The 25577-nt window shown below is 50.9% G+C and carries 29 protein-coding genes; 10 read left to right on the forward strand and 19 right to left on the reverse strand.

Translation table 11 applies throughout. The features are described 5' to 3' along the window. Window positions 1-6: 6 nt before the first annotated feature. Entirely contained in the window at window positions 7-606 is a 600-nt protein-coding gene (gene nemR / locus K0778_RS02080; RefSeq protein ID WP_001032936.1) for a DNA-binding transcriptional regulator NemR, read from the reverse strand. A gap of 102 nt (window positions 607-708) precedes the next feature. On the opposite strand from nemR, the gene K0778_RS02085 reads away from it, so the two are divergent. From K0778_RS02085 to sodC, 3 genes are all read left to right on the forward strand, one after another. Then, window positions 709-948: a DUF1289 domain-containing protein gene (locus K0778_RS02085; RefSeq protein WP_000840481.1), complete on the forward strand. Its 240-nt coding sequence runs from the start codon at window positions 709-711 to the stop codon at window positions 946-948. A gap of 48 nt (window positions 949-996) precedes the next feature. Beyond that, complete coding sequence (locus tag K0778_RS02090; RefSeq protein ID WP_000250656.1) at window positions 997-1893, forward strand: aldo/keto reductase family oxidoreductase; 897 nt, start codon at window positions 997-999, stop codon at window positions 1891-1893. A gap of 80 nt (window positions 1894-1973) precedes the next feature. Beyond that, the gene (gene sodC, locus K0778_RS02095; protein ID WP_063084896.1) at window positions 1974-2495 is read left to right on the forward strand and encodes a superoxide dismutase [Cu-Zn] SodC; all 522 of its coding nucleotides are present in this window, start codon (window positions 1974-1976) and stop codon (window positions 2493-2495) included. On the opposite strand, the gene K0778_RS02100 is transcribed toward sodC, so the two are convergent. From K0778_RS02100 to K0778_RS02110, 3 genes are read right to left on the reverse strand one after another with little or no spacing between them, the layout of a single operon-like run. Further along, the gene (locus K0778_RS02100; protein ID WP_000994333.1) at window positions 2496-4508 is read right to left on the reverse strand and encodes an FUSC family protein; all 2013 of its coding nucleotides are present in this window, start codon (window positions 4506-4508) and stop codon (window positions 2496-2498) included. Then, window positions 4508-5365 (reverse strand): HlyD family secretion protein, encoded by an 858-nt coding sequence (locus K0778_RS02105; protein WP_001300356.1) that lies wholly within the window; start codon window positions 5363-5365, stop codon window positions 4508-4510. The genes K0778_RS02100 and K0778_RS02105 overlap by 1 nt, the downstream gene beginning before the upstream one ends. A 2-nt stretch (window positions 5366-5367) precedes the next feature. Beyond that, on the reverse strand, window positions 5368-5604 hold the full coding sequence (locus K0778_RS02110) for a DUF1656 domain-containing protein (protein WP_000670998.1): 237 nt from the start codon (window positions 5602-5604) through the stop codon (window positions 5368-5370). A gap of 200 nt (window positions 5605-5804) precedes the next feature. Here K0778_RS02110 and slyA point away from each other — a divergent pair, with 200 nt between their 5' ends. Further along, entirely contained in the window at window positions 5805-6239 is a 435-nt protein-coding gene (gene slyA / locus K0778_RS02115) for a transcriptional regulator SlyA (RefSeq protein ID WP_001296943.1), read from the forward strand. Window positions 6240-6285: 46 nt separating this feature from the next. Here the strand turns inward: slyA and slyB are convergent, their stop codons facing one another. Next, the gene (gene slyB, locus K0778_RS02120; protein WP_000597196.1) at window positions 6286-6753 is read right to left on the reverse strand and encodes an outer membrane lipoprotein SlyB; all 468 of its coding nucleotides are present in this window, start codon (window positions 6751-6753) and stop codon (window positions 6286-6288) included. 273 nt (window positions 6754-7026) lie between these two features. Here slyB and anmK point away from each other — a divergent pair, with 273 nt between their 5' ends. The 5 genes from anmK to pdxY all read left to right on the forward strand — a co-directional run bounded on the left by anmK (window position 7027) and on the right by pdxY (window position 11603). Beyond that, the gene (anmK, locus tag K0778_RS02125) at window positions 7027-8136 is read left to right on the forward strand and encodes an anhydro-N-acetylmuramic acid kinase (protein ID WP_001619493.1); all 1110 of its coding nucleotides are present in this window, start codon (window positions 7027-7029) and stop codon (window positions 8134-8136) included. 97 nt (window positions 8137-8233) lie between these two features. After that, window positions 8234-8563, forward strand: coding sequence for a C-type lysozyme inhibitor (mliC, locus tag K0778_RS02130; RefSeq protein WP_000178044.1), 330 nt, complete (start codon window positions 8234-8236; stop codon window positions 8561-8563). Window positions 8564-8621: 58 nt separating this feature from the next. Then, a complete protein-coding gene (gene pdxH, locus K0778_RS02135) occupies window positions 8622-9278 on the forward strand; it encodes a pyridoxamine 5'-phosphate oxidase (RefSeq protein ID WP_001282319.1) in 657 nt (218 codons plus the stop codon). A 128-nt stretch (window positions 9279-9406) separates the two neighbouring features. Then, window positions 9407-10681, forward strand: a complete 1275-nt coding sequence (gene tyrS / locus K0778_RS02140) for a tyrosine--tRNA ligase (RefSeq protein ID WP_063084888.1) — start codon at window positions 9407-9409, stop codon at window positions 10679-10681. 58 nt (window positions 10682-10739) lie between these two features. Next, window positions 10740-11603, forward strand: coding sequence for a pyridoxal kinase (gene pdxY, locus K0778_RS02145; protein ID WP_001307229.1), 864 nt, complete (start codon window positions 10740-10742; stop codon window positions 11601-11603). A 43-nt stretch (window positions 11604-11646) separates the two neighbouring features. Here the strand turns inward: pdxY and gstA are convergent, their stop codons facing one another. The 12 genes from gstA to blr all read right to left on the reverse strand — a co-directional run bounded on the left by gstA (window position 11647) and on the right by blr (window position 21982). Next, a complete protein-coding gene (gene gstA / locus K0778_RS02150; protein ID WP_000765749.1) occupies window positions 11647-12252 on the reverse strand; it encodes a glutathione transferase GstA in 606 nt (201 codons plus the stop codon). Window positions 12253-12357: 105 nt separating this feature from the next. After that, window positions 12358-13860 (reverse strand): dipeptide/tripeptide permease DtpA, encoded by a 1503-nt coding sequence (gene dtpA / locus K0778_RS02155; protein ID WP_000100932.1) that lies wholly within the window; start codon window positions 13858-13860, stop codon window positions 12358-12360. Between the two features lie 610 nt (window positions 13861-14470). After that, window positions 14471-15106 (reverse strand): endonuclease III, encoded by a 636-nt coding sequence (nth, locus tag K0778_RS02160; RefSeq protein ID WP_001030339.1) that lies wholly within the window; start codon window positions 15104-15106, stop codon window positions 14471-14473. Continuing rightward, entirely contained in the window at window positions 15106-15801 is a 696-nt protein-coding gene (gene rsxE, locus K0778_RS02165) for an electron transport complex subunit RsxE (protein WP_001289652.1), read from the reverse strand. The genes nth and rsxE overlap by 1 nt, the downstream gene beginning before the upstream one ends. Before the next feature lie 3 nt (window positions 15802-15804). After that, complete coding sequence (rsxG, locus tag K0778_RS02170; RefSeq protein ID WP_000920802.1) at window positions 15805-16425, reverse strand: electron transport complex subunit RsxG; 621 nt, start codon at window positions 16423-16425, stop codon at window positions 15805-15807. Between the two features lie 3 nt (window positions 16426-16428). Then, entirely contained in the window at window positions 16429-17487 is a 1059-nt protein-coding gene (gene rsxD / locus K0778_RS02175) for an electron transport complex subunit RsxD (protein WP_000231922.1), read from the reverse strand. Beyond that, window positions 17488-19614 (reverse strand): electron transport complex subunit RsxC, encoded by a 2127-nt coding sequence (gene rsxC / locus K0778_RS02180; protein ID WP_000915768.1) that lies wholly within the window; start codon window positions 19612-19614, stop codon window positions 17488-17490. Next, on the reverse strand, window positions 19607-20185 hold the full coding sequence (gene rsxB, locus K0778_RS02185; protein ID WP_000991805.1) for an electron transport complex subunit RsxB: 579 nt from the start codon (window positions 20183-20185) through the stop codon (window positions 19607-19609). Before rsxB ends, rsxC begins: the two co-directional genes overlap by 8 nt. After that, complete coding sequence (gene rsxA / locus K0778_RS02190) at window positions 20185-20766, reverse strand: electron transport complex subunit RsxA (protein ID WP_000133193.1); 582 nt, start codon at window positions 20764-20766, stop codon at window positions 20185-20187. Before rsxA ends, rsxB begins: the two co-directional genes overlap by 1 nt. A gap of 76 nt (window positions 20767-20842) precedes the next feature. Then, entirely contained in the window at window positions 20843-21283 is a 441-nt protein-coding gene (locus K0778_RS02195) for a DUF2569 domain-containing protein (protein WP_000214176.1), read from the reverse strand. A gap of 85 nt (window positions 21284-21368) precedes the next feature. After that, complete coding sequence (ydgT, locus tag K0778_RS02200) at window positions 21369-21584, reverse strand: transcription modulator YdgT (RefSeq protein WP_000217950.1); 216 nt, start codon at window positions 21582-21584, stop codon at window positions 21369-21371. 272 nt (window positions 21585-21856) lie between these two features. Then, on the reverse strand, window positions 21857-21982 hold the full coding sequence (gene blr / locus K0778_RS02205) for a division septum protein Blr (RefSeq protein WP_001300888.1): 126 nt from the start codon (window positions 21980-21982) through the stop codon (window positions 21857-21859). 242 nt (window positions 21983-22224) lie between these two features. Between blr and K0778_RS02210 the strand changes: the two genes are divergently transcribed. Next, window positions 22225-23265, forward strand: coding sequence for an oxidoreductase (locus tag K0778_RS02210; protein WP_001282516.1), 1041 nt, complete (start codon window positions 22225-22227; stop codon window positions 23263-23265). 33 nt (window positions 23266-23298) lie between these two features. Here K0778_RS02210 and add read toward each other — a convergent pair whose 3' ends face one another. Together add and malY are read right to left on the reverse strand one after the other, a co-directional pair. Continuing rightward, window positions 23299-24300 carry an adenosine deaminase gene (add, locus tag K0778_RS02215; protein WP_000567490.1) on the reverse strand — a complete coding sequence of 334 codons (1002 nt, stop codon included), beginning with the start codon at window positions 24298-24300 and terminating at the stop codon, window positions 23299-23301. A 103-nt stretch (window positions 24301-24403) separates the two neighbouring features. Continuing rightward, window positions 24404-25576 carry a bifunctional maltose regulon transcriptional repressor/cystathionine beta-lyase MalY gene (malY, locus tag K0778_RS02220; RefSeq protein WP_000459371.1) on the reverse strand — a complete coding sequence of 391 codons (1173 nt, stop codon included), beginning with the start codon at window positions 25574-25576 and terminating at the stop codon, window positions 24404-24406. Between the last annotated feature and the right edge of the window lies 1 nt (window position 25577).

The raw sequence follows: 25577 nt of genomic DNA on the forward strand, positions 1-25577 counted from the left end.
TGCCTGCTAAACGGCAGGCGTCGCAATAATGTTTTTTACATGGGCCAGCGCGTTTTCCAGTGGCTCGAAACTGCGCGAAATTTTGGCCTGCAGATTCGCGCCAAGCCACAGTGCGTAAAGCACTTGTGCCTGTTGCAGCGGTTCGCCACAAAAGGTTAAACAATGGTTCTCACGGCCATTTTCCAGCGCCTGAGAGAGCAGGGCGATCACGCCGCGAGCACCTTTATCCATCGCGCTGCGCATATCTTCTGACAGATCGCACACTTCGGCAGAGAGTTTTACTGTCAGGCAACCACTGATGGTTCCATGTTGGCAAAACTGGTTCAGTGTTTGCTGGTAATAAGCCAGTATGCGGTCGCGGTAGTTACCTTCGCCGGATTGCAGCAACTCAGTCAGTCGCTGGTGATATGCGGCGTAATGACGCTCAAGCATGGCAACGCCAAACGCTTCTTTAGAGCGAAAGTAGTGATAGAAGGACCCTTTCGGCACTTCAGCGGTTTTTAGTAATTCGCTTAGCCCCATCCCGGTGAATCCACGTTGCAGGCAAAGTTGCTCGCCCGTCGCCAGGAGATGTTCGCGAGTATCATGTTCGGTGTGTTTGTTCATGCGTTGGAGTGTAGTAGACCAGTCGGTCTAGTGCAAGCAAAGTTGCTACTTTGGACATTAACAGCTTCAATAATGGTAATAATCTTATCTGAGGAGGGCGAAGTGGCGGAGCAATTAGAGTTCTTTCCCGTCCAGAGCCCGTGCCGGGGAATTTGCCAGTCTGACGAACGCGGGTTTTGTCGCGGCTGTTTTCGTAGTCGTGATGAGCGTTTTAACTGGAATAAAATGAGCGATGGCGAAAAACAAGAGGTGCTGCGCCTTTGTCGGCAGCGATTAATGCGCAAATTACGCGCAAATAAGCCAGCGTCATCAGACGAACCGGAGCAACCATCACTCTTTTGAACCTAATCTTGCGTATACTCCTCTCATATCTGATAAGAGGAAGCGATTATGGTTCAGCGTATTACTATTGCGCCGCAAGGCCCGGAGTTTTCCCGTTTTGTGATGGGCTACTGGCGATTGATGGACTGGAATATGTCCGCCCGCCAGCTGGTCAGTTTTATTGAAGAGCATCTGGATCTCGGCGTGACCACCGTGGACCATGCTGATATTTATGGTGGCTATCAGTGCGAAGCGGCGTTTGGCGAGGCACTGAAACTGGCACCTCACCTGCGTGAACGGATGGAAATCGTCAGTAAATGCGGTATCGCGACGACCGCGCGTGAAGAAAACGTCATTGGTCATTACATCACTGACCGCGATCACATCATTAAGAGCGCCGAACAGTCGCTAATTAATCTCGCGACCGATCATCTGGATTTGCTGTTAATCCACCGACCAGACCCGTTAATGGATGCCGATGAAGTGGCGGACGCGTTCAAACATCTGCATCAGAGCGGCAAAGTGCGTCATTTTGGCGTATCGAACTTTACGCCTGCGCAATTTGCCCTGTTGCAATCACGTCTGCCGTTTACCCTTGCCACTAATCAGGTGGAAATATCCCCGGTGCATCAGCCGTTACTGCTGGATGGCACGCTCGACCAACTACAACAACTGCGTGTTCGTCCGATGGCGTGGTCCTGCCTTGGTGGTGGTCGTCTGTTTAATGATGATTATTTCCAGCCGCTGCGTGATGAACTGGCTGTGGTGGCAGAGGAGTTAAACGCGGGCTCGATTGAACAGGTGGTTTACGCCTGGGTATTACGTTTACCATCGCAGCCGCTGCCAATTATCGGTTCAGGTAAAATTGAGCGCGTACGGGCAGCTGTCGAAGCAGAAACACTGAAAATGACCCGTCAACAATGGTTTCGTATCCGTAAAGCGGCACTGGGGTACGACGTACCGTAAGCACTTTTAGGAATAGCCGCCGTTCAAAAATGTGTCACTGGTTTACACTTATTCAGGAATGCACAATGAACGGAGGTCCTATGAAACGTTTTAGTCTGGCTATTCTGGCGCTGGTTGTTGCAACCGGCGCACAAGCTGCCAGTGAAAAAGTCGAGATGAACCTCGTCACGTCGCAAGGGGTAGGGCAGTCAATTGGTAGCGTCACCATTACTGAAACCGATAAAGGTCTGGAGTTTTCGCCCGATCTGAAAGCATTACCCCCCGGTGAACATGGCTTCCATATTCATGCCAAAGGAAGCTGCCAGCCAGCCACCAAAGATGGCAAAGCCAGCGCCGCGGAATCCGCAGGCGGGCATCTTGATCCACAAAATACCGGTAAACATGAAGGGCCAGAAGGTGCCGGGCATTTAGGCGATCTGCCTGCACTGGTCGTCAATAATGACGGCAAAGCTACCGATGCCGTCATCGCGCCTCGTCTGAAATCACTGGATGAAATCAAAGACAAAACGCTGATGGTCCACGTTGGCGGCGATAATATGTCCGATCAACCTAAACCGCTGGGCGGTGGCGGTGAACGCTATGCCTGTGGTGTAATTAAGTAATTAAGAGGCCAGCGTACCTTGCGGTGGTGCTTGCTCAAGTTGCGAAAGCGAGCAGTACAGCCGCCAGACAATTGCCGCCAGCTCACGGGCGGCAGGTTGATGATGACGGGCAAGGCTGTCGCAAATCCGCTGTAATTCTTCAAGTGTGGCCGCCAGTGATTTTTGCTGAACGCCACGCTCACTCATCACTCCCCGCAACAGTGAAATACAGTTATCCCGTACTCGCGATAACGGATCGGAACGCGATTCCCAGTCGCGCAATTGCCAGACAACATGAGAACAGTTCAGCAGCACTACACCCCAGCGTAATAACCAACGGCGAGCCAGCGCATCCTGGCTGTTACTCAACTGACTGACGTGATGATAAGTGAGCGATTCAAATTCGCTTTCACTCAGTGTTGGATGGCGGCTTAGCTGATCGACAAAATCCCGGCGCAGCGCGCGAATATGGCGGCGGCTTTTACGAGCATCCGATCCTGGACGCAGAATGGCGAACGCTAACCACGCCAACGCGACGCCAACGATTTTTGCCAGATTATCGTTAAGAAAATCAGCAAAATCATACACCGGGGGATTAGTGACAGCGATAAAAGAACCCATAAAAACAATCAGTTGCCCCCACAATGCGGCAAATTTTGGCATCTGCAATTTAAGAAGCTGCATTGTCGCCAGCAGTGGAAAGAGAAACAGTAAAAATTGCCACAGATCGCTAATCTGGACCATCAGACCAAATTTGACCACAAAGCTGAATAGCGAAAGTAACACCAGCGTGCGCATCAGAAGTGACAACGACTTAAACGGTGCTGCGACGGCGGAGTAGAGTACGCAGCTAATTGCTGCCAGCGTTAATGCATTGGCACCGGCATCCCATTGCGAAGCAATACTCCATGCGCCAATCATCATCAACGTACAAAATGTACGCAGCCCGCTCCACATAGCTTCGGCGTTATCGGTATGACGAGCCAGGCCGGATGTCCGTGGGAGTCTGGTATGATCATCTACACCGCTTTGCAGACGATGTAATTCCTGACTACTTTGCAGATAAAGGCGGCAAAAATAACGTAGTCGCTGCCAGAAGGCGACGTGCCGATAGTCGGCGACGTTGGTCGGGCGTAGCGGGGCGATAATACGTGCGACGGTGTAAACATCTGTTTGCGAACTGGCGAGCGCCGTCAGCAACTGTTCGAGAATTTCTCGTGTGGCACCTGGCGGTGAGGGCCAGTTGAGCAACATACGTCGCAGGCTGGAGATGACACTGGTCATACGTAATTGCTGGTGGAGCAGCGCATTAAGGCGCGCGTTTTGCTGGCGAAAACGATAGTGGCTCCAGAAAGCCTGGATACGCAGCAAATTCATGGTCAGTATCTGCCCAATCACCCCTTCATGTGCTGCACGAATGGCATCGGTTGTTTCAGGCTGCCAGAGTAAACTGGCATGTTCCAGTAATCGGGCGTGCATGTTTTTCAATGCGGTTAAAAGGGCAGTAGCATCGGAACTGCTCGGCAGGATCATCATCATCATGCCGCCGCACAAAATACCGACTATTACCTCGCAAACGCGCGCCTGAGCGATATCCCACAGCTGGCTGGCCTCAGTAATATTAACCATCGGAAAGGCGATGATGGCAGCCGTGTAGCCCGCCAGTTGAAATGCATACGCGACGTTATTCGTGAAGTGCGCACAGGCCCAGGTACAAAAGCCAAGCCACGCCGACATGCTCAATAGAAAAAACCACGGCTCATTGAGCGTATGCCCGGCAAGAAGCAGTGCCGCAATGGCTCCGAGCAAACTGCCAGCGATGCGTCCGAGGCTTTTGCTGATAACACCGCCAACGGTGGGAAAGCTAACCACTGCAGCCGAGGTCATCGCCCAATAGGGTTCATCCAGATTTAAATAATAGGCAACCGTCAGCGCCAGACACATGGCAATGGTATTGCGTAACGCATAACGCCATTGCGCCAGCGTGGCCCTGAACCAGGGCAAATTGCGCAAGGACCATGACGATGCGTTCATTATTGACCTACGGCAATGCTACAGGTGGTGCCCGACACCAACGTGACATCGCCTGGGACTTTATCCAGCGCAAAGCGGACGGGAACGCGTTGGGCGAGTCGAACCCAGGGGACGTTAGGTTTAACATCCGGAATAAGGCTTGAGTCACTTTCAACGCTCTGATCATAAATCGCCCGACCGATACTGGAAACGTGACCCTGTAACGTTTTGTTATCACTATAGAGGGTAATTTGTGCTGGTGCACCTTCGCGGATATGGCGCAACTTGGTTTCTTCAAAATAACCAATGACGTAAAACGAGTGGCTGTCGACAAGGGCAAACAGCGGTTTCCCGGTATCAGCGTAATCGCCGATGCGGGTAGTAAGGTTAGTCACCCATCCACTCACCGGGGCGCGAATTTCCGTTTGCGCCAGTTGCCATTGTGCCTGTTTCAGCGTCGCCTGTGCGGCATCAACACTGGCCTGCATCGCTTTAACATTGAGGTTAGCGGTATCGAGTTCTTCGGCAGAAATAAAATTTTGTGAGAGATGACGACGACGATTCGCTTCGTTATTGGCTTTTGCGAGGTCAGATTGCGCTTTCGCCAGCTGAGCCTGTGCGTTCAGCTCGGCGATCTGAAAGGGCGTTTTATCGATCGTGAGCAGAAGATCCCCCGCGTTAACCAGCTGGTTGTCTTTTATATTCAGCTCAACAATACGTCCCGACACCTGTGGGGTGATAGAAACCTGTTCTGCGCGTATTTTCCCGTCGCGTGTCCACGGAGATTGCATGTAATAATTCCACAGCCACCATCCGGCAAGAACCGCAACTACCGCTACAATGATTGTTGAGAAATACTTAATTGTTTTAATTGACATAGTTACCACGCAATCAGTATTGCCAGAGCAAGGCAAACGCAAATCGCAAACAGCGATAAATCCATTAACAAGGGATGCCAGATGTCACCGGCGTAGATCCAGCCACGAAGCAGGCGGTGTACGACAAGCCAGATGACGAATCCAAACGCGAATGCTTTGAAAAACGGAGGAAAGTAGACGGACGCACCGAACACCAGATCTTGTAAGGGCAATCCTGTTGCATTGAGCATAAACTTCACAAAGTAGATTCCTTTACGACCGAATATATTGCGTTAGATTAATAAATATTCTTTAAGTGCGAAAAATTTACGCGCAATTTCTGAAAAATATGTCTGACGGTAACCAAATGCAGCAATACATTTGTTTTAGCAATACAATTGCTGCACACTATTCTAAAAGCCGCATAATATCTTAGCAAGCTAATTATAAGGGGATGAAATTGGAATCGCCACTAGGTTCTGATCTGGCACGGTTGGTGCGCATATGGCGTGCTCTGATAGACCATCGCCTGAAACCGCTGGAGTTAACACAAACCCATTGGGTTACGTTACACAATATCCATCAGTTACCTCCAGACCAGTCGCAAATTCAACTGGCAAAAGCGATTGGCATCGAGCAGCCATCACTGGTCCGTACTCTGGACCAACTGGAAGAAAAAGGGTTAATTTCGCGTCAAACTTGTGCCAGCGATCGTCGGGCTAAACGTATTAAACTGACGGAAAAGGCAGAGCCGCTGATCAGCGAAATGGAAGCTGTTATTAACAAAACCCGCGCGGAAATATTACATGGCATCTCCGCAGAGGAACTGGAGCAACTGATTACGCTCATCGCAAAACTTGAGCATAATATCATTGAGTTACAGGCCAAAGGGTGAAATGAAGGGGGCGTGTGGTCAGTAACCTGACCACACGCAAACTTATTTAGCGCGGAGAAACGGTCACCTGACTGCCATTGCTGGCCAGTACGACACGTTGGCCCGGAGAGAAACGAGTGTTGCCTTGTTTCTGTACCACCATGATGGTATTACCATCGTCTTTACGAATTTCCAGCTCGACACCCTGCGTTTTGTTCATTGCACTCTGTACGCCCTGACCAGCTACGCCACCTGCAACAGCGCCTGCTGCAGTAGCCAGAGAACGCCCGGTTCCGCCACCAACAGTATTCCCCAGGAAACCACCAAGAACAGCACCGCCAATTGCACCGATAACGTTGGAATCATCACCGCCCTGAATCTGTACCGGACGTACGTTAACGATGGTGCCATAGCTGACATTCTGTACTTGTTTCGCTTCAGAAGCGGTATAAACATCCCCTGACAGGGTGTCGTTATTAACACAACCGACAAGAGACAGACCTACCATTGAAACAACCAATACGCGTTTAATCATTGAAAAATCTCCTGTTCACCATGAAACGCCACGCAAGCATCCCTCATGGTCAAAGTATATGGCATATGTGAATCCATGGTTACATGTTCTACCAAATATGAGCAAATCATAATGAAAGTAGGATCAACCAATTATAAACAAAACATTCATGATGATTATTGATTTGAAGATAATGTTTTACTACCAACGGTAAAAATCGGTCATTCCGCATGGTATTCACGAAAAGTTTATGTTTGAGTGGTGCGCAAACGTCAGATTGAAAAAGGATGAACTATGAAATCGGGCCGCTTTATTGGCGTTATGTCAGGCACCAGCCTTGATGGTGTTGATGTTGTGTTGGCGACAATTGATGAACACCGGGTCGCACAGCTGGCAAGTTTGAGTTGGCCGATCCCGGTATCTCTGAAACAGGCTGTACTGGATATTTGCCAGGGCCAGCAGCTTACACTTTCGCAGTTTGGACAGCTTGATACTCAACTCGGGCGACTTTTTGCTGATGCGGTCAATGCCTTGCTTAAGGAACAAAATCTGCAGGCAAGAGATATAGTTGCGATCGGTTGTCACGGTCAAACCGTCTGGCATGAACCGACGGGCGTGGCACCACACACTTTACAGATTGGCGATAACAATCAAATTGTGGCACGCACCGGAATTACGGTTGTCGGTGATTTTCGCCGTCGCGATATTGCCTTGGGAGGACAAGGCGCACCGCTGGTACCTGCGTTCCATCATGCGCTGCTGGCTCACCCAACCGAGCGACGAATGGTGCTCAATATTGGCGGCATCGCCAATCTGTCACTGCTCATTCCTGGGCAGCCGGTTGGGGGCTACGATACCGGTCCTGGTAACATGCTGATGGATGCCTGGATCTGGCGTCAGGCCGGTAAACCTTACGATAAAGATGCCGAGTGGGCACGGGCGGGTAAAGTTATTCTCCCACTGCTGCAAAATATGCTCAGCGACCCGTATTTCTCGCAACCTGCACCGAAAAGCACCGGACGCGAATACTTTAACTATGGTTGGCTGGAGCGCCATTTGCGCCATTTTCCGGGTGTTGATCACCGAGATGTGCAGGCGACACTGGCAGAACTCACCGCCGTGACCATTTCTGAACAAGTTTTGTTGAGCGGTGGCTGCGAACGATTGATGGTATGTGGTGGAGGTAGTCGTAATCCGCTACTCATGGCGCGTCTGGCGGCATTACTGCCAGGCACAGAAGTCACCACCACCGATGCCGTTGGCATTAGTGGCGATGACATGGAAGCATTGGCTTTCGCCTGGCTTGCCTGGCGGACGCTGGCGGGATTACCAGGAAATCTGCCTTCCGTCACTGGCGCAAGCCAGGAGACGGTACTGGGGGCTATTTTCCCCGCTAACCCGTGATATCAGAGTTAACTGAATTTTTCTTACCGCGTCTGCCGTTACACTTGGAACGTTAGGGAGGGCGTATTGCCCTCCAGACCAGGAAAGTCTTCGGGATATGACTATGAAAAAACTGTTAATTATCATTTTGCCGGTCCTTCTCTCCGGCTGTAGCGCCTTTAATCAGCTGGTTGAGCGCATGCAAACCGATACGCTGGAATACCAGTGTGATGAAAAACCGTTGACGGTCAAACTGAATAATCCGCGCCAGGAGGTCAGTTTTGTTTACGATAATCAACTACTGCATCTCAAACAGGGCATTTCAGCCTCTGGCGCGCGTTACACTGACGGAATCTATGTTTTCTGGTCGAAAGGCGATGAAGCGACTGTCTATAAACGCGACCGCATCGTCTTGAATAACTGTCAGTTACAAAATCCACAGCGTTGAGATTTTTCCAGGGGCGGCGCACAATAGCGTCACCCACTGACAATCCGTAAAGAAAACCATGTCTGATAACGACGAATTGCAGCAAATCGCGCATCTGCGCCGTGAATACACCAAAGGCGGGTTACGCCGCCGCGATCTTCCCGCCGATCCATTAACCCTTTTTGAACGTTGGCTCTCTCAGGCTTGTGAAGCCAAACTGGCGGACCCTACCGCGATGGTGGTCGCTACCGTGGATGAACATGGTCAGCCTTATCAGCGCATCGTTTTACTCAAACATTACGACGAAAAAGGCATGGTGTTTTACACCAACCTCGGCAGCCGTAAAGCACATCAAATCGAAAATAATCCGCGCGTTAGCCTGCTGTTCCCGTGGCATACCCTTGAGCGCCAGGTGATGGTGATCGGTAAAGCAGAACGACTTTCGACTCTCGAAGTGATGAAATATTTTCATAGCCGCCCGCGTGATAGCCAGATTGGTGCATGGGTTTCGAAGCAGTCCAGTCGCATTTCTGCCCGCGGTATCCTTGAAAGTAAATTCCTGGAGCTGAAGCAGAAGTTTCAACAGGGCGAAGTGCCATTGCCGAGCTTTTGGGGCGGTTTTCGCGTCAGCCTTGAACAGATTGAGTTCTGGCAGGGTGGTGAGCATCGCCTGCATGACCGCTTTTTGTACCAGCGTGAAAATGATGCGTGGAAGATTGATCGTCTTGCACCCTGAAAAGATGCAAAAATCTTGCTTTAATCGCTGGTACTCCTGATTCTGGCACTTTATTCTATGTCTCTTTCGCATCTGGCGAAAAGTCGTGTACCGGCAAAGGTGCAGTCGTTATATACATGGAGATTTTGATGGCAAGCAGTAACTTGATTAAACAATTGCAAGAGCGGGGGCTGGTAGCCCAGGTGACGGACGAGGAAGCGTTAGCAGAGCGACTGGCGCAAGGCCCGATCGCGCTCTATTGCGGCTTCGATCCTACCGCTGACAGCTTGCATTTGGGGCATCTTGTTCCATTGTTATGCCTGAAACGCTTCCAGCAGGCGGGCCACAAGCCGGTTGCGCTGGTAGGCGGCGCGACGGGTCTGATTGGCGACCCGAGCTTCAAAGCTGCCGAGCGTAAGCTGAACACCGAAGAAACTGTTCAGGAGTGGGTGGACAAAATCCGTAAGCAGGTTGCCCCGTTCCTCGATTTCGACTGTGGAGAAAACTCTGCTATCGCGGCGAACAACTATGACTGGTTCGGCAATATGAATGTGCTGACCTTCCTGCGCGATATTGGCAAACACTTCTCCGTTAACCAGATGATCAACAAAGAAGCGGTTAAGCAGCGTCTCAACCGTGAAGATCAGGGGATTTCGTTCACTGAGTTTTCCTACAACCTGTTGCAGGGTTATGACTTCGCCTGTCTGAACAAACAGTACGGTGTGGTGCTGCAAATTGGTGGTTCTGACCAGTGGGGTAACATCACTTCTGGTATCGACCTGACCCGTCGTCTGCATCAGAATCAGGTGTTTGGCCTGACCGTTCCGCTGATCACTAAAGCAGATGGCACCAAATTTGGTAAAACTGAAGGCGGCGCAGTCTGGTTGGATCCGAAGAAAACCAGCCCGTACAAATTCTACCAGTTCTGGATCAACACTGCGGATGCCGACGTTTACCGCTTCCTGAAGTTCTTCACCTTTATGAGCATTGAAGAGGTCAACGCCCTGGAAGAAGAAGATAAAAACAGCGGTAAAGCACCGCGCGCCCAGTATGTACTGGCGGAGCAGGTGACTCGTCTGGTTCACGGTGAAGAAGGTTTACAGGCGGCAAAACGTATTACCGAATGCCTGTTCAGCGGTTCTTTGAGTGCGCTGAGTGAAGCGGACTTCGAACAGCTGGCGCAGGACGGCGTACCGATGGTTGAGATGGAAAAGGGCGCAGACCTGATGCAGGCACTGGTCGATTCTGAACTGCAACCTTCCCGTGGTCAGGCACGTAAAACTATCGCCTCCAATGCCATCACCATTAACGGTGAAAAACAGTCCGATCCTGAATACTTCTTTAAAGAAGAAGATCGTCTGTTTGGTCGTTTTACCTTACTGCGTCGCGGTAAAAAGAATTACTGTCTGATTTGCTGGAAATAATGCATTAAGTGGAAAGGGGGAGTGAGAAATCACTCCCCCTGGTTTTTATACAGGGAACATGATGAAAAATATTCTCGCTATCCAGTCTCACGTTGTTTATGGTCATGCGGGTAACAGTGCGGCAGAGTTTCCGATGCGCCGCCTGGGCGCGAACGTCTGGCCGCTGAACACCGTTCAATTTTCTAATCACACCCAATACGGCAAATGGACTGGCTGCGTGATGCCGCCCAGCCATTTAACCGAAATTGTGCAAGGCATTGCCGCCATTGATAAATTACACACCTGTGATGCCGTATTAAGTGGCTATCTGGGATCGGCGGAGCAGGGTGAACATATCCTCGGTATCGTCCGTCAGGTGAAAGCCGCGAATCCGCAGGCGAAATATTTTTGCGATCCGGTAATGGGTCATCCGGAAAAAGGCTGTATCGTTGCACCGGGTGTCGCAGAGTTTCATGTGCGGCACGGTTTGCCTGCCAGCGATATCATTGCGCCAAATCTGGTTGAGCTGGAAATACTCTGTGAGCATGCGGTAAATAACGTCGAAGAAGCGGTTCTGGCAGCGCGCGAACTCATTGCGCAAGGGCCACAAATTGTGTTGGTTAAACACCTGGCGCGAGCTGGCTACAGCCGTGACCGTTTTGAAATGCTGCTGGTCACCGCCGATGAAGCCTGGCATATCAGCCGTCCGCTGGTGGATTTTGGTATGCGCCAGCCGGTAGGTGTTGGTGATGTGACGAGCGGTTTACTGCTGGTGAAACTGCTTCAGGGGGCAACGCTGCAGGAGGCGCTGGAACATGTGACCGCTGCAGTCTACGAAATCATGGTGACCACCAAAGCAATGCAGGAATATGAGCTGCAAGTGGTGGCTGCTCAGGATCGTATTGCCAAACCAGAACATTACTTCAGCGCAACAAAGCTCTGAAATATCTCATTTCGGCCCACAACGACCTGTGGGCCGATGGCTATTACTTTAAGCCTTCCGCTGACAGCGCGTCTTGTACTTCCGGACGTTCAGCCATACGTTGCATAAATGCTGCAATGTGCTCTAACCCTTCCAGATTCAGTTTCACCGCGTATGCCCAGCGCAGAACCGTAAACAGATAGGCATCAGCAATTGTAAATCTTTGCCCGCAGATCCAGTGCTCATCCTTCAGTGCCTCGTTCACATATTGCAGCTTCTTCTCCAGCTGCGCGCGAACTGTCGGTTTGTACTCTTCCGGTGTATCAGGGCGAAACAGAGGTGTGAAACCTTTATGCAGCTCGGTGGCGATGTAATTCAGCCATTCGATGGTTTTATAGCGGGAAATACTGTTTACCGGTGCCAGCAACTGGCGGTCGGGGACGCTGTCGGCAAGATACTGCATAATCGCTACGCCTTCCGTCAGCAAAGTACCGTCATCCAGCAGCAATGCAGGCACCTGCCCCTTAGGGTTAACGGCAAAGTAATCGTCACCGTTTTCGAGACGTTTTTTCATTAAATCCACACTGACGAGGGTAAAATCCTTTCCGCTCTCACGCAGGGTGATATGGGAAGCGAGAGAGCAGGCACCCGGTTTGTAGAACAATTTCATCGGTAACTCCTTTTGTCTGTGGTTTAAAGTATGGTAGTGCGTTGCTGAACAAAAAAAAAGCCGCTAACGAAAAGTTAGCGGCTTGTAAAAGAGTTTCCCTGAATTTTACGCTACGGCTGCTTTCGCCGCTTTGTCTGCAGCGTCATCCTGCGTCATGCGGTGCAGTTTCGGCGCGGTCAGCAGCATCAGTACTGCAATAACGGCAGTAGCGACACCAATCTGCAAGAATACGCGACCATAGACTTCCAGTGACATCAGCGGATCGGTAACGTTATCCGGCACAGCCATCATACCCGCAACATAACCACCAATCAGGTTTGCACCGGCAGTGGTCAGGAACCAGCTACCCATAATGAAGCCCATCAGACGCTGCGGAACGAGTTGAGCAACCATTGCCAGACCCAGACCAGAGATCATCAGTTCCCCGATGCTCTGCAGGCCATAGCTTGCGACCAGCCAGCTTACAGACACGATACCAGCGTCAGACGCGAATTTCGCACCCAGCGGCAGAATCAGGAACGCACCAGAACACATCACCATGCCGATTGCAAACTTGGTTGGCATCGGCAGGGTATCGCCCATCTTGTTATAGATAGCGGCCAGAATCGGACTACCGATGATGATCCAGAACGGGTTCAGTGCCTGATACTGCTCAGGTTCTACGGCCAGACCCAGAATGGAGTGCTCAACGTTACGAATCGCAAAGAAGTTCAGTGACGTTGGCATCTGGCTGTACAGCACGAAGAAGATAATGGCTTCGAGCATCAGGATGAAGGCAACGATCATTTTACGACGCGCAGCACCTTTCATCGCGAAGGCTTCTTTACCGAAGATAACCACGATACCGAAGGCAACAACGCCCAGCGCCATACGCGCAACTTCCTGATTGTGCAGCAGCCAGGTGGCGATAGCGATCAGTGCCACAACACCAATAATGGTCAGCAGCAGGTTACGGTAGTTGATAGGCTCGAAGTCTGGTTTTGAACCGTACTGTTTAACCCAGCGTTGGCAGAAGGCGAAGTTAACGATAGTGATCAGCAGGCCTACAACGCTCAACGCAAACGCAACACTCCAGCCGTATTTCGCGGCCAGCCACGGCGTAGCAATCATAGAGAAGAAAGAGCCGATGTTGACGGACATGTAGTACATGGTGAATGCACCGTCCAGACGCGGGTCGTTTTTCTCATAGCATGTAGAAAGCAGAGAAGACGGGTTAGCTTTAAACAGGCCGTTACCGACCGCAATAGCCGCCATACCCATATAAACGATACCGGCGTCGTGACCAGACCAGGCAACCAGAGCATAACCAATCGCCAGCACAATAGCGCCGAGCATAATTACGCGTTTAGTACCCAGTACCTTGTCACCTAACCAGCCGCCGATAGCGACCAGACCATAAACCAGGGCACTAAAGGAAGAGAAAAGGGTGATTGAATCCGCTTCAGACATACCCAGTTGTTTAACCAGGTAAACAGCCATAATTCCTTGTAGGCCGTAATAACCAAAACGTTCCCATAACTCAATCGAGAAGATGAGATAGAACGCCTTCGGTTGTTTGAAAGCGTTCAAACTGACGCTTTCAGTTGGTTTTTGGTTTGCAGTGGACACTTTTACCTCTTTTTTTACATCCCATATTAACGGGGGTGCTTTCTCGCGTTATGTATAAAAAACATACGCGCAATTGTTATAGTGGGAGGGGAAACGGCAGGTAATGTTCACTATCTTGCACTTTCAGACAAGTCCTTTGTAATAATCTGTTACATATAACTGAGGCGGGGAATTCAACCATTCCGGGAAATGTTATCCAGCGTTAAATTTTTCAAAAAACGTAACGGCAGATTTTTTCACTGCACTGAGAGGGGGGTGATGGCTTAACGGCGATATGTTCTGCTATTTAGCGTTTTTACTAGTGAGATAGTCCAGTTTCTGAAAAATAGCCAGTGTAATGTTTTGTAGGTCAATATTTGTTGCGTGTGTAAATTTAAATGATTTTAAACTGATTCTTGCAATGTTTTTACATTGCGACAGCATCGTGATCTTGATCACGAATGAATAGAAAATTTCGCTATTAAAAAAACAATTAACCTGCATTTTTGGTTATCCGCAAACGGATTACCTGATGATAACGCTAAGCAATGGCATCATTGACGTTAAAAAGATGTTTTAAAAGAGGATAAAGAAAGGTTATCAATGGGGTAATCGGTGTTACCCCTTTTCTTCAGATGTCAACTTTCTCTTTGTATTCACAAAGATCTTCAATAATACAAGAGCCACAGCGGGGCTTGCGGGCAATGCAGGTATAACGCCCGTGCAGGATCAACCAATGGTGGCAGTCGACTTTAAACTCTGCTGGAACCACTTTCAGTAGCTTTTCTTCTACCTGTTCGACGTTTTTCCCCGGCGCAAATTGAGTACGATTACAAACGCGGAAAATGTGCGTGTCGACAGCAATAGTCGGCCAGCCGAATGCAGTGTTTAATACGACGTTGGCTGTTTTACGACCTACGCCGGGCAGGGCTTCAAGCGCAGCACGATCTTCCGGAACCTCGCCATTATGCTGCTCCAGCAAGATACGGCAGGTTTTGATGATATTTTCTGCTTTGCTGTTATAAAGCCCAATCGTTTTGATATAGGTTTTCACCCCTTCAACGCCCAGTTCAAGCATCGCTGCAGGCGTATTCGCCACCGGGTAGAGTTTCGCCGTCGCCTTATTAACACTGACATCGGTCGCCTGAGCGGAAAGCAGTACGGCAATCAGCAATTCAAAAGGCGAACTGAAATTAAGCTCGGTGGTGGGATGAGGATTGTTCTCACGCAGGCGAGTGAGGATCTCCAGGCGTTTTGCTTTATTCATCAGACATTCCCTGTTTCACCGTTTGGCAATGCACGTTCTGCAGCTGCTTCAGCACGGCGCTTTTTCATTCTTTCATCAATCAGGTATTTTCCTGCCAGCATCAGTCCCAGGCCAATAAATGCACCTGGTGGCAGCATCGCCAGCAGGAAAGGGGAGTCGGTGTGGAAAATCTCCACGCGTAATACTTTTGCCCAGCTACCTAACAGCGCATCTGCACCGTCAAACAACGTGCCATTGCCGATAATTTCGCGTAGTGAACCCAGCACGAACATGGCGCAGGTTGCGCCCATACCAATTGAAAAGCCGTCCAGTGCCGAAAGCGCCGGACCTTTTTTGGCGGCGAAGGCTTCAGCGCGGCCCACCACGATACAGTTAGTGACAATCAGCGGAATAAAAATCCCTAATGATTGATACAGGCCAAAGGCGTAGGCGTTGATCAGCATCTGTACAGCGCTGACCACCGAGGCGATGATCATCACGTAAATGGGAATGCGGATCTCGGCTGGCGTCCAGTGACGCAGCGTCGAAATGGTCAGGTTAGTCAGCGTCAGTACCAGCGTAGTCGCAAGTCCTAAACCCAGAGCGTTAGTGGCAGTGGACGTGACCGCCAATAGCGGACAGAGGCCGAGCAGCTGGACCAGCGCAGAGTTGTTTTTCCACAACCCCTGAACAATAACGTCTTTAATTTCGCTCACGCTTTATTCTCCACAGGCAGGAAGTTGAGAAAGTTGTGACGGTAACGTCTGAGCGTACAATCCGGCGCGTTTTACCGCATTAACCACCGCGCGGGGAGTAATCGTTGCGCCGGTGAACTGGTCGAAATCACCACCATCTTTCTTCACCGCCCAATGCGCATCATCCGCACCACTGATTTTTTTACCCGCAAAATGGGTGATCCAGTCAGAAAGGCGCAGTTCGATTTTATCGCCAAGCCCTGGCGTTTCGTGGTGCTCTGTCACGCGCGTGCCAAGTACCGTGCCGTTAAAATCGGCTCCCACCAGCAGCTGAATCGCACCGGAATAGCCATCTGGCGCGGTTGTTTCCAGAACGGCGGCTACCGGTTTGTCATTCTGTTTGGCGATGTAAACCCGATGCTCACCTTTACCTAACTCTGGCGCAGTTACCAGATAGCAACTCTGTGCCAGCGCATTGTTATAGCGTTCGGCTGGCAGCACCTGATCAAATAACGCCTTTTGTTGCAGACTGGCCTGTTCAGCAATCGTCGTTTTGGTCATCTGGTTGATGGCCGCAGTTAACCCTGTTGAACCCGCTGCAAATAGCGCCAACGTAATGCCGTGTTTTCGGATAGTTTTCAGCATGGTTTACCCTTTGCGATGGCCGTAGACGCGCGGACGCGTGTAGTAATCGATCAGAGGAACCGTGATGTTCGCCAGCAGGACGGCAAAAGCCACGCCGTCAGGATAGCCGCCGAAACTGCGGATCAACCAGACTAATAAGCCCGCCAGCGCGCCGAAAATAAGACGACCACGATTGGTCGTAGAAGCGGTAACCGGGTCAGTCAAAATAAAGAATGCGCCGAGCATGGTCGCACCAGACAGCAGATGAATTTGCGGTGCTGCCAGTGTTTCTGGTGAGAACAACCAGCCCAACGTTGCGCATAACGCCAGCGTTACTAAGAAGCTGAGGGGAATATGCCAGCGAATCGCTTTCTGCCATAGCAACCACAGGCCGCCAGCCAGCCAGGCGAGATTTACCCATTGCCAACCAGCGCCCGCCAGAATACCGCTGTAGATCGGATATTGCATAATCTGTTCAACCGAATGACCGGCACGGACAGAGGTTTTAAATGTATCCAGCGGTGTCGCCTGACTAATGCCATCAATACCTAAGCGTAGTGTGTTCATATCACCACCACTGGCGGTATGTCCGCTGAAAATAACCTGTATGGCGTCGATAAAACCAGGGATGTTGACCGCAATTTCATGTGGCGGTAACCAGCTGGTCATCTGCACAGGGAAGGAGATCAGTAAGACCACATAACCAATCATTGCCGGATTAAACGGGTTTTGCCCCAGACCGCCATACAACTGTTTAGCGATGATCACCGCAAACACCGTACCCAGCACGACCATCCACCATGGCGCGAGGGGGGGAATACTTACCGCCAGCAATAAGCCTGTCAGCAATGCTGAGTTATCTTTCAACGTTGCGGCTACCGACTGCTTGCGTAGTTTGAGTACGAGAGCTTCGGCTAACAGAGCACTAACCGATGCCAACAGGATCTGAACGAGAGTACCCCAACCAAAAAACCACAGTTGCGCTGCGATTCCTGGCACGGCTGCGAGCAACACCAACAGCATAATGCGCGATGTCTGGCGCTGGTTATGGGTATAAGGGGAGCTAGCTATTCTGAATACCATTTAGTCCTCGTTTACAACCTTCTGCTGGGCGGCTTTTTTGGCCTGAGCGCGGGCAATAGCCGCGGCAACTGCCGCTTTGCGCGGATCAACCTGTTCTTCTGGTACCGCATTAGCCTGTTGCTGTTCCAGCTTGCGTGCTTTGGCGCGTGCAATAGCCGCTTCGACGGCAGCTTTGCGCGGATCAACCTGTTCTTCTGGCTCCGCATTAGCCGGTTGCTGTTCCCGTTTGCGCGCTTTGGCTCGGGCAATAGCGGCTTCGACGGCGGCTTTGCGCGGATCGACCTGTTGTTCTGGCTCGGCATTAGCCTGTTGCTGTTCCAGCTTGCGTGCTTTGGCACGGGCAATAGCGGCTTCGACGGCGGCTTTGCGCGGATCGACCTGTTCTTCTGGTTCCGCATTAGCCTGTTGCTGTTCCAGCTTGCGCGCTTTGGCGCGGGCGATAGCTGCTTCAACGGCAGTTTTACGTGGATCAGCAACGGTTGCTGCGTCGTTAGTTTGCTGCAGTTCTGCCTGTTTCGCTCTGGCTTGCGCTTTACGGGCTTCCCGTGCTGCAATAATTGCACTGTTATCCGGGCGTTCGCCCGCTTTAATCACAATAGGCTGTGTAGCCTGGGCCTGTTTCTCTTTCACCCGCGCCAGAGCGGCAGCAATCGCATCTTTATCTTTGGCTGCAGGTTGAACGGCTGCGCTCTTATGTCGTTCAAGGCGAGCCGCTTTTTCGCGCTCCAGACGAGCCTGGCGCGCTTCGAAACGCGCTTTGGCTTCTGCGGCGCGCTTTTCTTCCTGACGAATAGCCGCAATTTCAGCTTTTTCCTGACGGAAATATTGCACCAGGGGAATATTGCTCGGGCAAACCCACGCGCAAGCCCCACATTCAATGCAATCAGCAATGTTATGCGTGGTAGCTTTATCGTGTTGCTGACCTTTGCTGAACCAGTACAACTGTTGCGGCAAAAGATCCGCAGGGCAGGCGTCAGCACAGGCGCTACACCGGATGCAGCTTTGTTCTTCCTGTGGTTCGCCAAGTTCATTGGCAGAGGGAGCCAACAGACAGTTGGTAATCTTTACGACCGGGACATCCAGCCATGGCAAGGTAAAGCCCATTAGCGGGCCACCCATAATCACCATTTGATCGGCAGAGGGGCAGAATCCGGCATCATTCAATAAATGACGCACTGGCGTCCCCAGCCGTGCCCAGACGTTGCCCGGGCGAGCGATTGCTTCGCCAGTCAGGGTTACAACACGCTCGGTAATCGGCTCGCCATCAATAACGGCACGTTTCACTGCATAAGCAGTGCCGACGTTTTGCATTAATACGCCGATATCGGATGAACGCCCGCCATGTGGAACCTGCTTCCCGGTCAGAATGTAGGTTAATTGTTTAGCACCGCCAGAAGGATATTTGGTTGGAATCACCCGCAGAGAAATATCGTTAGAGTCCGCCAGCACCGCGCGCAGCATGGAAATCGCCTGCGGTTTGTTATCTTCAATGCCGATAAGAATTTCGCGTGGCTGCAGAATATGCGCAAGAATGCGAATACCCTCTACGACCTGAGCCGCGCAATCCTGCATCAAACGGTCATCGGCGGTAATGTACGGCTCGCACTCAGCCGCGTTGATAATCAACGTTTCAATCTTATCTCCGCCACCCTGCAATTTAACGCCTGTTGGGAATCCTGCACCGCCCAGCCCGGCAACACCAAACTGATGTATGCGCTCGATTAACTCTTCGCGACTGCGAGTGCGATAATCGGCCCAGCCGTCGCGCGGGATCCAGCAGTCTTCACCATCGGCATCAATAATCACGCTTAATTCAGCTAAAGCTGAAGGATGAGCCGTAGAGTGGGGCGCAATAGCCGTAACGGTACCCGAGGTGGGCGCGTGAACAGGCAGCATTTTGCCGCGACCACGGGTAAGCGGCTGGCCGCGCAATACTTTATCGCCGACGCTAACGCACAACTCACCTTCAGCGCCAATATGCTGTTTCAGTGGAATAACAAAACGCTGCGCCAGGGGTACCTGGCGCAGGGGTGTACCGTTGGACTGGGTTTTCATCTCCGGTGGATGGATGCCGCCGTTGAAATCCCAGATTTTATTTTTTCTGAATGCAGAGAATAACTTAAGCATGGTGTTCCACGGGAATGATACGCACGGGAATGGTGTTCAGATCCCATTTCCAGGAGTCAGGTGTTTCTGCGACCGGTTGCAACGAGATGCAGTGCGTCGGGCACGGATCAACACATAAATTGCAGCCCGTACAGAGATCACTCATTACCGTATGCATGGCACGGGTAGCGCCAACGATGGCGTCTACCGGACACGCCTGAATACATTTAGTGCAGCCAATACAGTTATTTTCATCAATAACCGCCACCATCCGCGCAGGCGTTATCTCTTGCGCTTCGCCATCCAGCGGCTGCGGCTCGACATTAAGCAACTCGGCAATTTTTAGCATCACAGCTTCGCCACCTGGGGCGCAACGGTTGATTTTTTCACCGTTACAGCTGATGGCTTCCGCGTAGGGGCGACAGCCGGGATAACCGCACTGACCACACTGGCTCTGCGGTAAGATTTCGTCAATTTTCTCAACGACCGGATCGTCTTCCACCGCAAAACGGCGGGAGGCATAACCCAGAATGGCGCCAAACGCCAGGCCCAGCAGGCTCACGGCGGCAACGGCAATCCAGATAGCATTCATTACAACTTCACCAAACCACTAAAGCCCATAAAGGCCAGAGACATAAGACCTGCGGTAATTAACGCAATGGCATTACCGCGAAAAGGTGCCGGGACATCAGCCACAGCAAGGCGTTCGCGGATGGCGGCGAAGAGCACCATCACCAGCGAGAAACCGACAGCGGCGGAAAAACCGTACAGCGCCGACTGCAAGAAATTGTGCCCGAGATTGATATTCAGCAACGCCACGCCGAGCACTGCACAGTTGGTGGTGATAAGCGGCAAAAAAATCCCCAGCAGACGGTAAAGCACCGGGCTGGTTTTGCGCACCACCATCTCGGTGAACTGCACGACCACAGCAATCACCAGAATAAATGCCAGGGTGCGCAGGTAAATCAGATTAAGTGGGATCAAAATCCACGTATCGATAAGCCAGGCGCAAATAGACGCCAGCGTCATCACAAACGTTGTTGCCAGCCCCATGCCCATCGCGGTTTCCAGTTTTTTGGAAACCCCCATAAACGGACAGAGACCGAGAAACTTGACCAGTACAAAGTTATTGACCAGTACAGTTCCGACAAACAGTAACAGGTAGTCAGTCATTTTTCGGCCTGAAATAAAAAAGCCGCCTATTATCCGTTAATCCAGAGCAGGCGACAACAGGTTAACTGTAAGGTTATTACGGATTCACAAACGTCGCTTTTACCCGCGACGAGCGTTTGAAATAGGGGACGATCAATGCGGTTGCCAACAAAGTAAACAGCAACTGGCGAACGGCTATGCCATCTTCCACGGGTGAAAAAGCGAATGCTTTTACTGCCAGCAATACGGAAATAAGCAGCCAGATAATATAGTGTTTAGGAACACAACGCCGACGTTTAAAGAAAGCGATGGTCAACCACAGTGTGTAATACCACATGGCGATAGCGGTAATAAAAGAAACGCCCCATAAGATTTGTGTCGTCAGTGCTTGTCCGCCGAGCGTTTGAAATGTTTGCGGAGAAGATAACGCAGCGGTATACAGCAACAACGCCAGCGTCGTACTCAACAGAGCGACTAAAAGCCAGGCCAACGGGCCAAGCAACCAGCCTCCAATACGTTGTGGCGTTGTGGTGGTCATAGGTTCTCCAGAATAGCGACGCAAACAGGCAAATCTAATTTTAGGGGCGTTATTATAAGGCTTTTATAACCGATCGCTACTTTCTTTATTGGACATAGTGCCAGACGGACTTCGGTACCTGGCCGAGGTCAAACAAACGCCCGCCAGAAACCAGCTCTGCGCGACGGTGATCGGCAGCACGATACATATTGATCAGTTCCTGATCGTCCGTCAGGGTGTAATTAAGATGGTCGTAGAGTTTTTCCAGACTTTCGAGTGAACTGATTTTGCGAAATTTTAATAAGTAGTCCTGAACAGTCATAAAAGGTCCATAAAATAATTAATACCAAAGGGGTAGGTATTATTAGTGATGATAAAATTTCACCAAAAGTGAACGCTTGTGTTATTACAATAATAAGAATGCGCTGATGGCAAATATTCAGGGATGAAAAACTGCTCTGAAAAGAGTAACGCGCTTTACTATCCCTGACAATCACCAACAACATCGAACAAGATAATAAATTCCTGGTTTAATATCCGACAAGTGAAAACATGCACCCGGACGGGCAGCATGTCGCTCCACAAGTGCAGAGCTTACTTGTGTTGTACCGAAGCACTCTGTTCAGGTGGCTGATAGTTGTCAATGTGACTCGCCACGCCAAGAAGAATGACTGAAACGACAAGAACGATCCAACCTGTTAATTCAATAAGACGATTCATTACAGCCCACATCTCTCTTGATTGATCCATTAACTTCAGGGGGTAAATGTTACTTAGCAATAATAGCTCCAGCAAGATTTTTACTGAGGTTTTTGCGATATTTAGCTTTTGTCGTTGGAAAATTCGCTATTTTTTTGACTTGAGTTAAACAACATCCCTTATTGCTGGCAGGTTATTAAACTGTTGAGCGTGGGTAAAGGATAGTGTCAAATAGCCATCATACTTCAATGAGAGGCAATGACATGAGCGACAACATCCGTGTTGGGTTGATTGGGTATGGTTATGCGAGCAAAACCTTCCATGCGCCCCTGATTGCGGGCACGCCCGGGCTGGAACTGGCGGTAATCTCCAGCAGTGATGAAACAAAAGTAAAAGCCGACTGGCCAACGGTTACGGTTGTCTCTGAGCCGAAGCATCTGTTTAACGATCCCAACATAGACCTGATTGTCATTCCTACACCCAACGATACCCATTTCCCGTTAGCCAAAGCGGCGCTTGAGGCGGGTAAACATGTGGTCGTTGATAAACCCTTTACCGTGACACTGTCACAAGCGCGAGAGCTGGATGCGCTGGCAAAAAGCCTGGGGCGTGTGCTGTCTGTATTCCATAACCGTCGCTGGGATAGCGATTTCTTGACGCTAAAAGGTTTACTCGCGGAAGGCGTGCTGGGTGAAGTTGCTTACTTTGAGTCTCATTTTGACCGCTTCCGTCCGCAGGTGCGCGATCGTTGGCGTGAACAGGGCGGCCCAGGCAGCGGTATCTGGTACGATTTAGCACCACATCTTCTTGATCAGGCCATTACGCTTTTTGGTTTACCGGTCAGCATGACGGTAGATTTGGCACAGTTACGGCCCGGAGCGCAGTCGACCGATTATTTCCACGCCATCTTGTCCTATCCACAGCGGCGAGTCATTTTACACGGTACCATGCTGGCAGCCGCTGAGTCAGCACGGTATATCGTGCATGGATCCCGAGGCAGTTATGTGAAATATGGCCTCGATCCACAGGAAGAACGTCTGAAAAATGGCGAGCGTCTACCGCAGGAAGACTGGGGCTACGATATGCGTGATGGCGTACTTACCCGCGTGGAAGGTGAGGAACGTGTCGAAGAAACGCTGTTGACGGTGCCTGGGAATTATCCGGCTTACTATGCGGCTATTCGTGATGCGTTAAATGGCGATGGTGAAAATCCGGTTCCGGCAAGCCAGGCAATCCAGGTAATGGAGTTGATTGAGCTGGGCATCGAATCCGCCAAACATCGCGCGACTTTGTGCCTTGCATGAAAAATGGATGGTGCATTTGCACCATCCATTTTGTTACTTCGCGGCGACTTTTTCTCGCAGTGCGCGTTTTTCCTCAGCGCTGAGGAAAGCCATTTCCAGACCATTAATCTGTGCCTGGCGGATTTGCTCGCGGGATAACCCAGCAGCTGGCGCGGCAACGGTATATTCGTGAATGATATCCACTCCCTGTACGCCGGGATCGTCAGTGTTAATGCTGGCACGAATGCCATGCTCAAGGAACGTTTTCAGCGGATGTGCAGCCAGCTCTGCTACGGTGCTGGTCTGAATATTGGAGGTCAGACAGGATTCAATACCAATTTGTTGCTCGGCGAGAAAATCCATCAGCGCCCGATCTTCAATGGCTTTTACGCCATGTCCAATACGCTCCGCACCCAGTTCACGAATCGCCTGCCAGATGCTTTCCGGCCCGGCAGCTTCGCCTGCATGGACGGTAATATGCCAGCCCGCATCACGCGCGCGGTTGAAGTGAGAAAGGAACAGACTTCCCGGGAAACCAAGTTCATCACCGGCTAAATCAAGTGCGGTAATCTGGTCACGGTGGGCTAAAAAGGCCTCCAGCTCTTGCTGACAGGCGGCTTCGCCGAAGGTCCGGCTCATAATGCCGATAAGCTTCGCCTGCACACCAAAGGTGCGGCAACCTTCACGTACGCCATCGATCACCGCTTCGACAACACCCGCTACAGGCAGCTGATGTGCCATTGCCATGTAGCCTGGTGAAAAACGCAGCTCGACATAGTGCAGGCCGTGACGGGCTGCATCTTCAATGTTTTCAAATGCCACGCGGCGACAGGCATCAAGAGAGGCGAGAACTTTAACGCCCCAGTCAAGTTTGGTCAGAAAGCTCACCAGATCGGGTTCGTTGGCAATGACCTGAACGTGGGGAATCAGTGTTTCCAGGGATTGTGCAGGAAGCGAGATATTATACTGGCGGCCAAGTTCAAGAATGGTCTGGGGACGAATGTTGCCATCAAGGTGGCGATGGATATCAGTTAATGGCAGGGTGGTATCAATCATGGTCGCACTCTTTTTCTGGATATAAAAGTGCGCACCATTATAAAAACAAAGCAGGGTAAAAATCCACGATTGCGCAACGATTTTTTACGTTGCGCAATTGGGGTTAACGAACAGCGCGGATGGCGTTAATTAATCCAGCCACACCTTTTTCCAGTTTCGAACGTGGGCAGCCGGCATTGAGTCGGACAAAACCACGACCTTCTTCACCGTAGGTATACCCCGGCATGATCGCGACTTTTTCTTGCTCGATAAGCGCTTTTTGCAACGCGTTGTCGTCAATATTCAACGGACGTAGATCAAGCCAAGCCAGATAAGTGGATTGCGGGATCTGCCAGTTGAGTTCAGGAAACGCGGCGTTCATTTTATCTGCGATATACGTCAGGTTATCTTTCAGATAGACGCGTAAGGCATCCAGCCACGGTGCACCTTTCTGATAGGCGGCGATATGGGCAGTTAACGCCAGTACCGAAGGGGAAGAAAGCCCATCACGGCCTTTCAGTGCCGATAAATAGGCATCGCGGCTACTGCTATTTTCTATAATCCCATAAGCACCGGTCAGCGCGGGAATATTGAAACTTTTCGATCCCGACGTCAGCAACGCCCAGTCTCCCCGCGCCACATTACTCCAGGGAATATGCGGCTGCTCGCCCCAAACCATATCCATATGGATTTCATCGGAAATAACCCGCACACCATGACGCTCGCACAGGTCAGCCATGATCTCCAGCTCATCGCACGTCCACACTTTCCCGGTAGGATTCTGTGGGCTACACAGGAGCATAATTTTACATTCTGGTTTCGCCAACACGGCTTCCAGCTTGCCCATATCGCAAAACCAGCCGTCAGCCTGCTTCTCTAAAGCAACGGGCATTACTGTGCGCTGGTTACCTTCAATGGCCTTGTAAAATGCGTCATAGGCGGGCGTGTGGATCACCACGCCTTCACCTGTTTCAGACCACTGACGAATCAGTTCTGAAACCATATAGATAACAGAAGGGCCATACACCACCGACTGAGGATCGATGGCGGTGTAATGCTGGGTGGAAAACCAGTGGGCAATAGCCGCGAGAAACTCATCGTTTTTCCAGCGGCTGTAGCCAAATACGCCGTGCATCAGGCGCTGATTCAGCGCCTCGATAATGCAGGGGGCAGTGGCAAAATCCATGTCTGAAATCGTGAACGGTAACAGGTCAGCAGTGCCGAAACGGTCAGCGACATAATCCCACTGCGTGCACCATGTGCCATGACGATCCACGACCTTTGAAAAATCGAACATA

This window comes from Escherichia sp. XD33 (genome assembly GCF_019375075.1).
GTDB classification, from domain to species: Bacteria; Pseudomonadota; Gammaproteobacteria; order Enterobacterales; family Enterobacteriaceae; genus Enterobacter; species Enterobacter flexneri_A.

Excerpts from the sequence above, each read along its gene's own strand:
- ydgT (WP_000217950.1), bottom strand. The coding sequence starts at position 21,584 with ATGACTGTTCAGGACTACTTATTAAAATTTCGCAAAATCAGTTCACTC.
- pdxH (WP_001282319.1), top strand. The coding sequence starts at position 8,622 with ATGTCTGATAACGACGAATTGCAGCAAATCGCGCATCTGCGCCGTGAA.
- pdxY (WP_001307229.1), top strand. The coding sequence starts at position 10,740 with ATGATGAAAAATATTCTCGCTATCCAGTCTCACGTTGTTTATGGTCAT.
- K0778_RS02090 (WP_000250656.1), top strand. The coding sequence starts at position 997 with ATGGTTCAGCGTATTACTATTGCGCCGCAAGGCCCGGAGTTTTCCCGT.
- rsxC (WP_000915768.1), bottom strand. The coding sequence starts at position 19,614 with ATGCTTAAGTTATTCTCTGCATTCAGAAAAAATAAAATCTGGGATTTC.
- rsxB (WP_000991805.1), bottom strand. The coding sequence starts at position 20,185 with ATGAATGCTATCTGGATTGCCGTTGCCGCCGTGAGCCTGCTGGGCCTG.
- sodC (WP_063084896.1), top strand. The coding sequence starts at position 1,974 with ATGAAACGTTTTAGTCTGGCTATTCTGGCGCTGGTTGTTGCAACCGGC.
- blr (WP_001300888.1), bottom strand. The coding sequence starts at position 21,982 with ATGAATCGTCTTATTGAATTAACAGGTTGGATCGTTCTTGTCGTTTCA.
- slyB (WP_000597196.1), bottom strand. The coding sequence starts at position 6,753 with ATGATTAAACGCGTATTGGTTGTTTCAATGGTAGGTCTGTCTCTTGTC.
- malY (WP_000459371.1), bottom strand. The coding sequence starts at position 25,576 with ATGTTCGATTTTTCAAAGGTCGTGGATCGTCATGGCACATGGTGCACG.
- rsxD (WP_000231922.1), bottom strand. The coding sequence starts at position 17,487 with ATGGTATTCAGAATAGCTAGCTCCCCTTATACCCATAACCAGCGCCAG.
- K0778_RS02105 (WP_001300356.1), bottom strand. The coding sequence starts at position 5,365 with ATGTCAATTAAAACAATTAAGTATTTCTCAACAATCATTGTAGCGGTA.
- anmK (WP_001619493.1), top strand. The coding sequence starts at position 7,027 with ATGAAATCGGGCCGCTTTATTGGCGTTATGTCAGGCACCAGCCTTGAT.
- rsxG (WP_000920802.1), bottom strand. The coding sequence starts at position 16,425 with ATGCTGAAAACTATCCGAAAACACGGCATTACGTTGGCGCTATTTGCA.
- mliC (WP_000178044.1), top strand. The coding sequence starts at position 8,234 with ATGACTATGAAAAAACTGTTAATTATCATTTTGCCGGTCCTTCTCTCC.
- K0778_RS02100 (WP_000994333.1), bottom strand. The coding sequence starts at position 4,508 with ATGAACGCATCGTCATGGTCCTTGCGCAATTTGCCCTGGTTCAGGGCC.
- rsxA (WP_000133193.1), bottom strand. The coding sequence starts at position 20,766 with ATGACTGACTACCTGTTACTGTTTGTCGGAACTGTACTGGTCAATAAC.
- K0778_RS02195 (WP_000214176.1), bottom strand. The coding sequence starts at position 21,283 with ATGACCACCACAACGCCACAACGTATTGGAGGCTGGTTGCTTGGCCCG.
- nth (WP_001030339.1), bottom strand. The coding sequence starts at position 15,106 with ATGAATAAAGCAAAACGCCTGGAGATCCTCACTCGCCTGCGTGAGAAC.
- nemR (WP_001032936.1), bottom strand. The coding sequence starts at position 606 with ATGAACAAACACACCGAACATGATACTCGCGAACATCTCCTGGCGACG.
- K0778_RS02210 (WP_001282516.1), top strand. The coding sequence starts at position 22,225 with ATGAGCGACAACATCCGTGTTGGGTTGATTGGGTATGGTTATGCGAGC.
- gstA (WP_000765749.1), bottom strand. The coding sequence starts at position 12,252 with ATGAAATTGTTCTACAAACCGGGTGCCTGCTCTCTCGCTTCCCATATC.
- tyrS (WP_063084888.1), top strand. The coding sequence starts at position 9,407 with ATGGCAAGCAGTAACTTGATTAAACAATTGCAAGAGCGGGGGCTGGTA.
- add (WP_000567490.1), bottom strand. The coding sequence starts at position 24,300 with ATGATTGATACCACCCTGCCATTAACTGATATCCATCGCCACCTTGAT.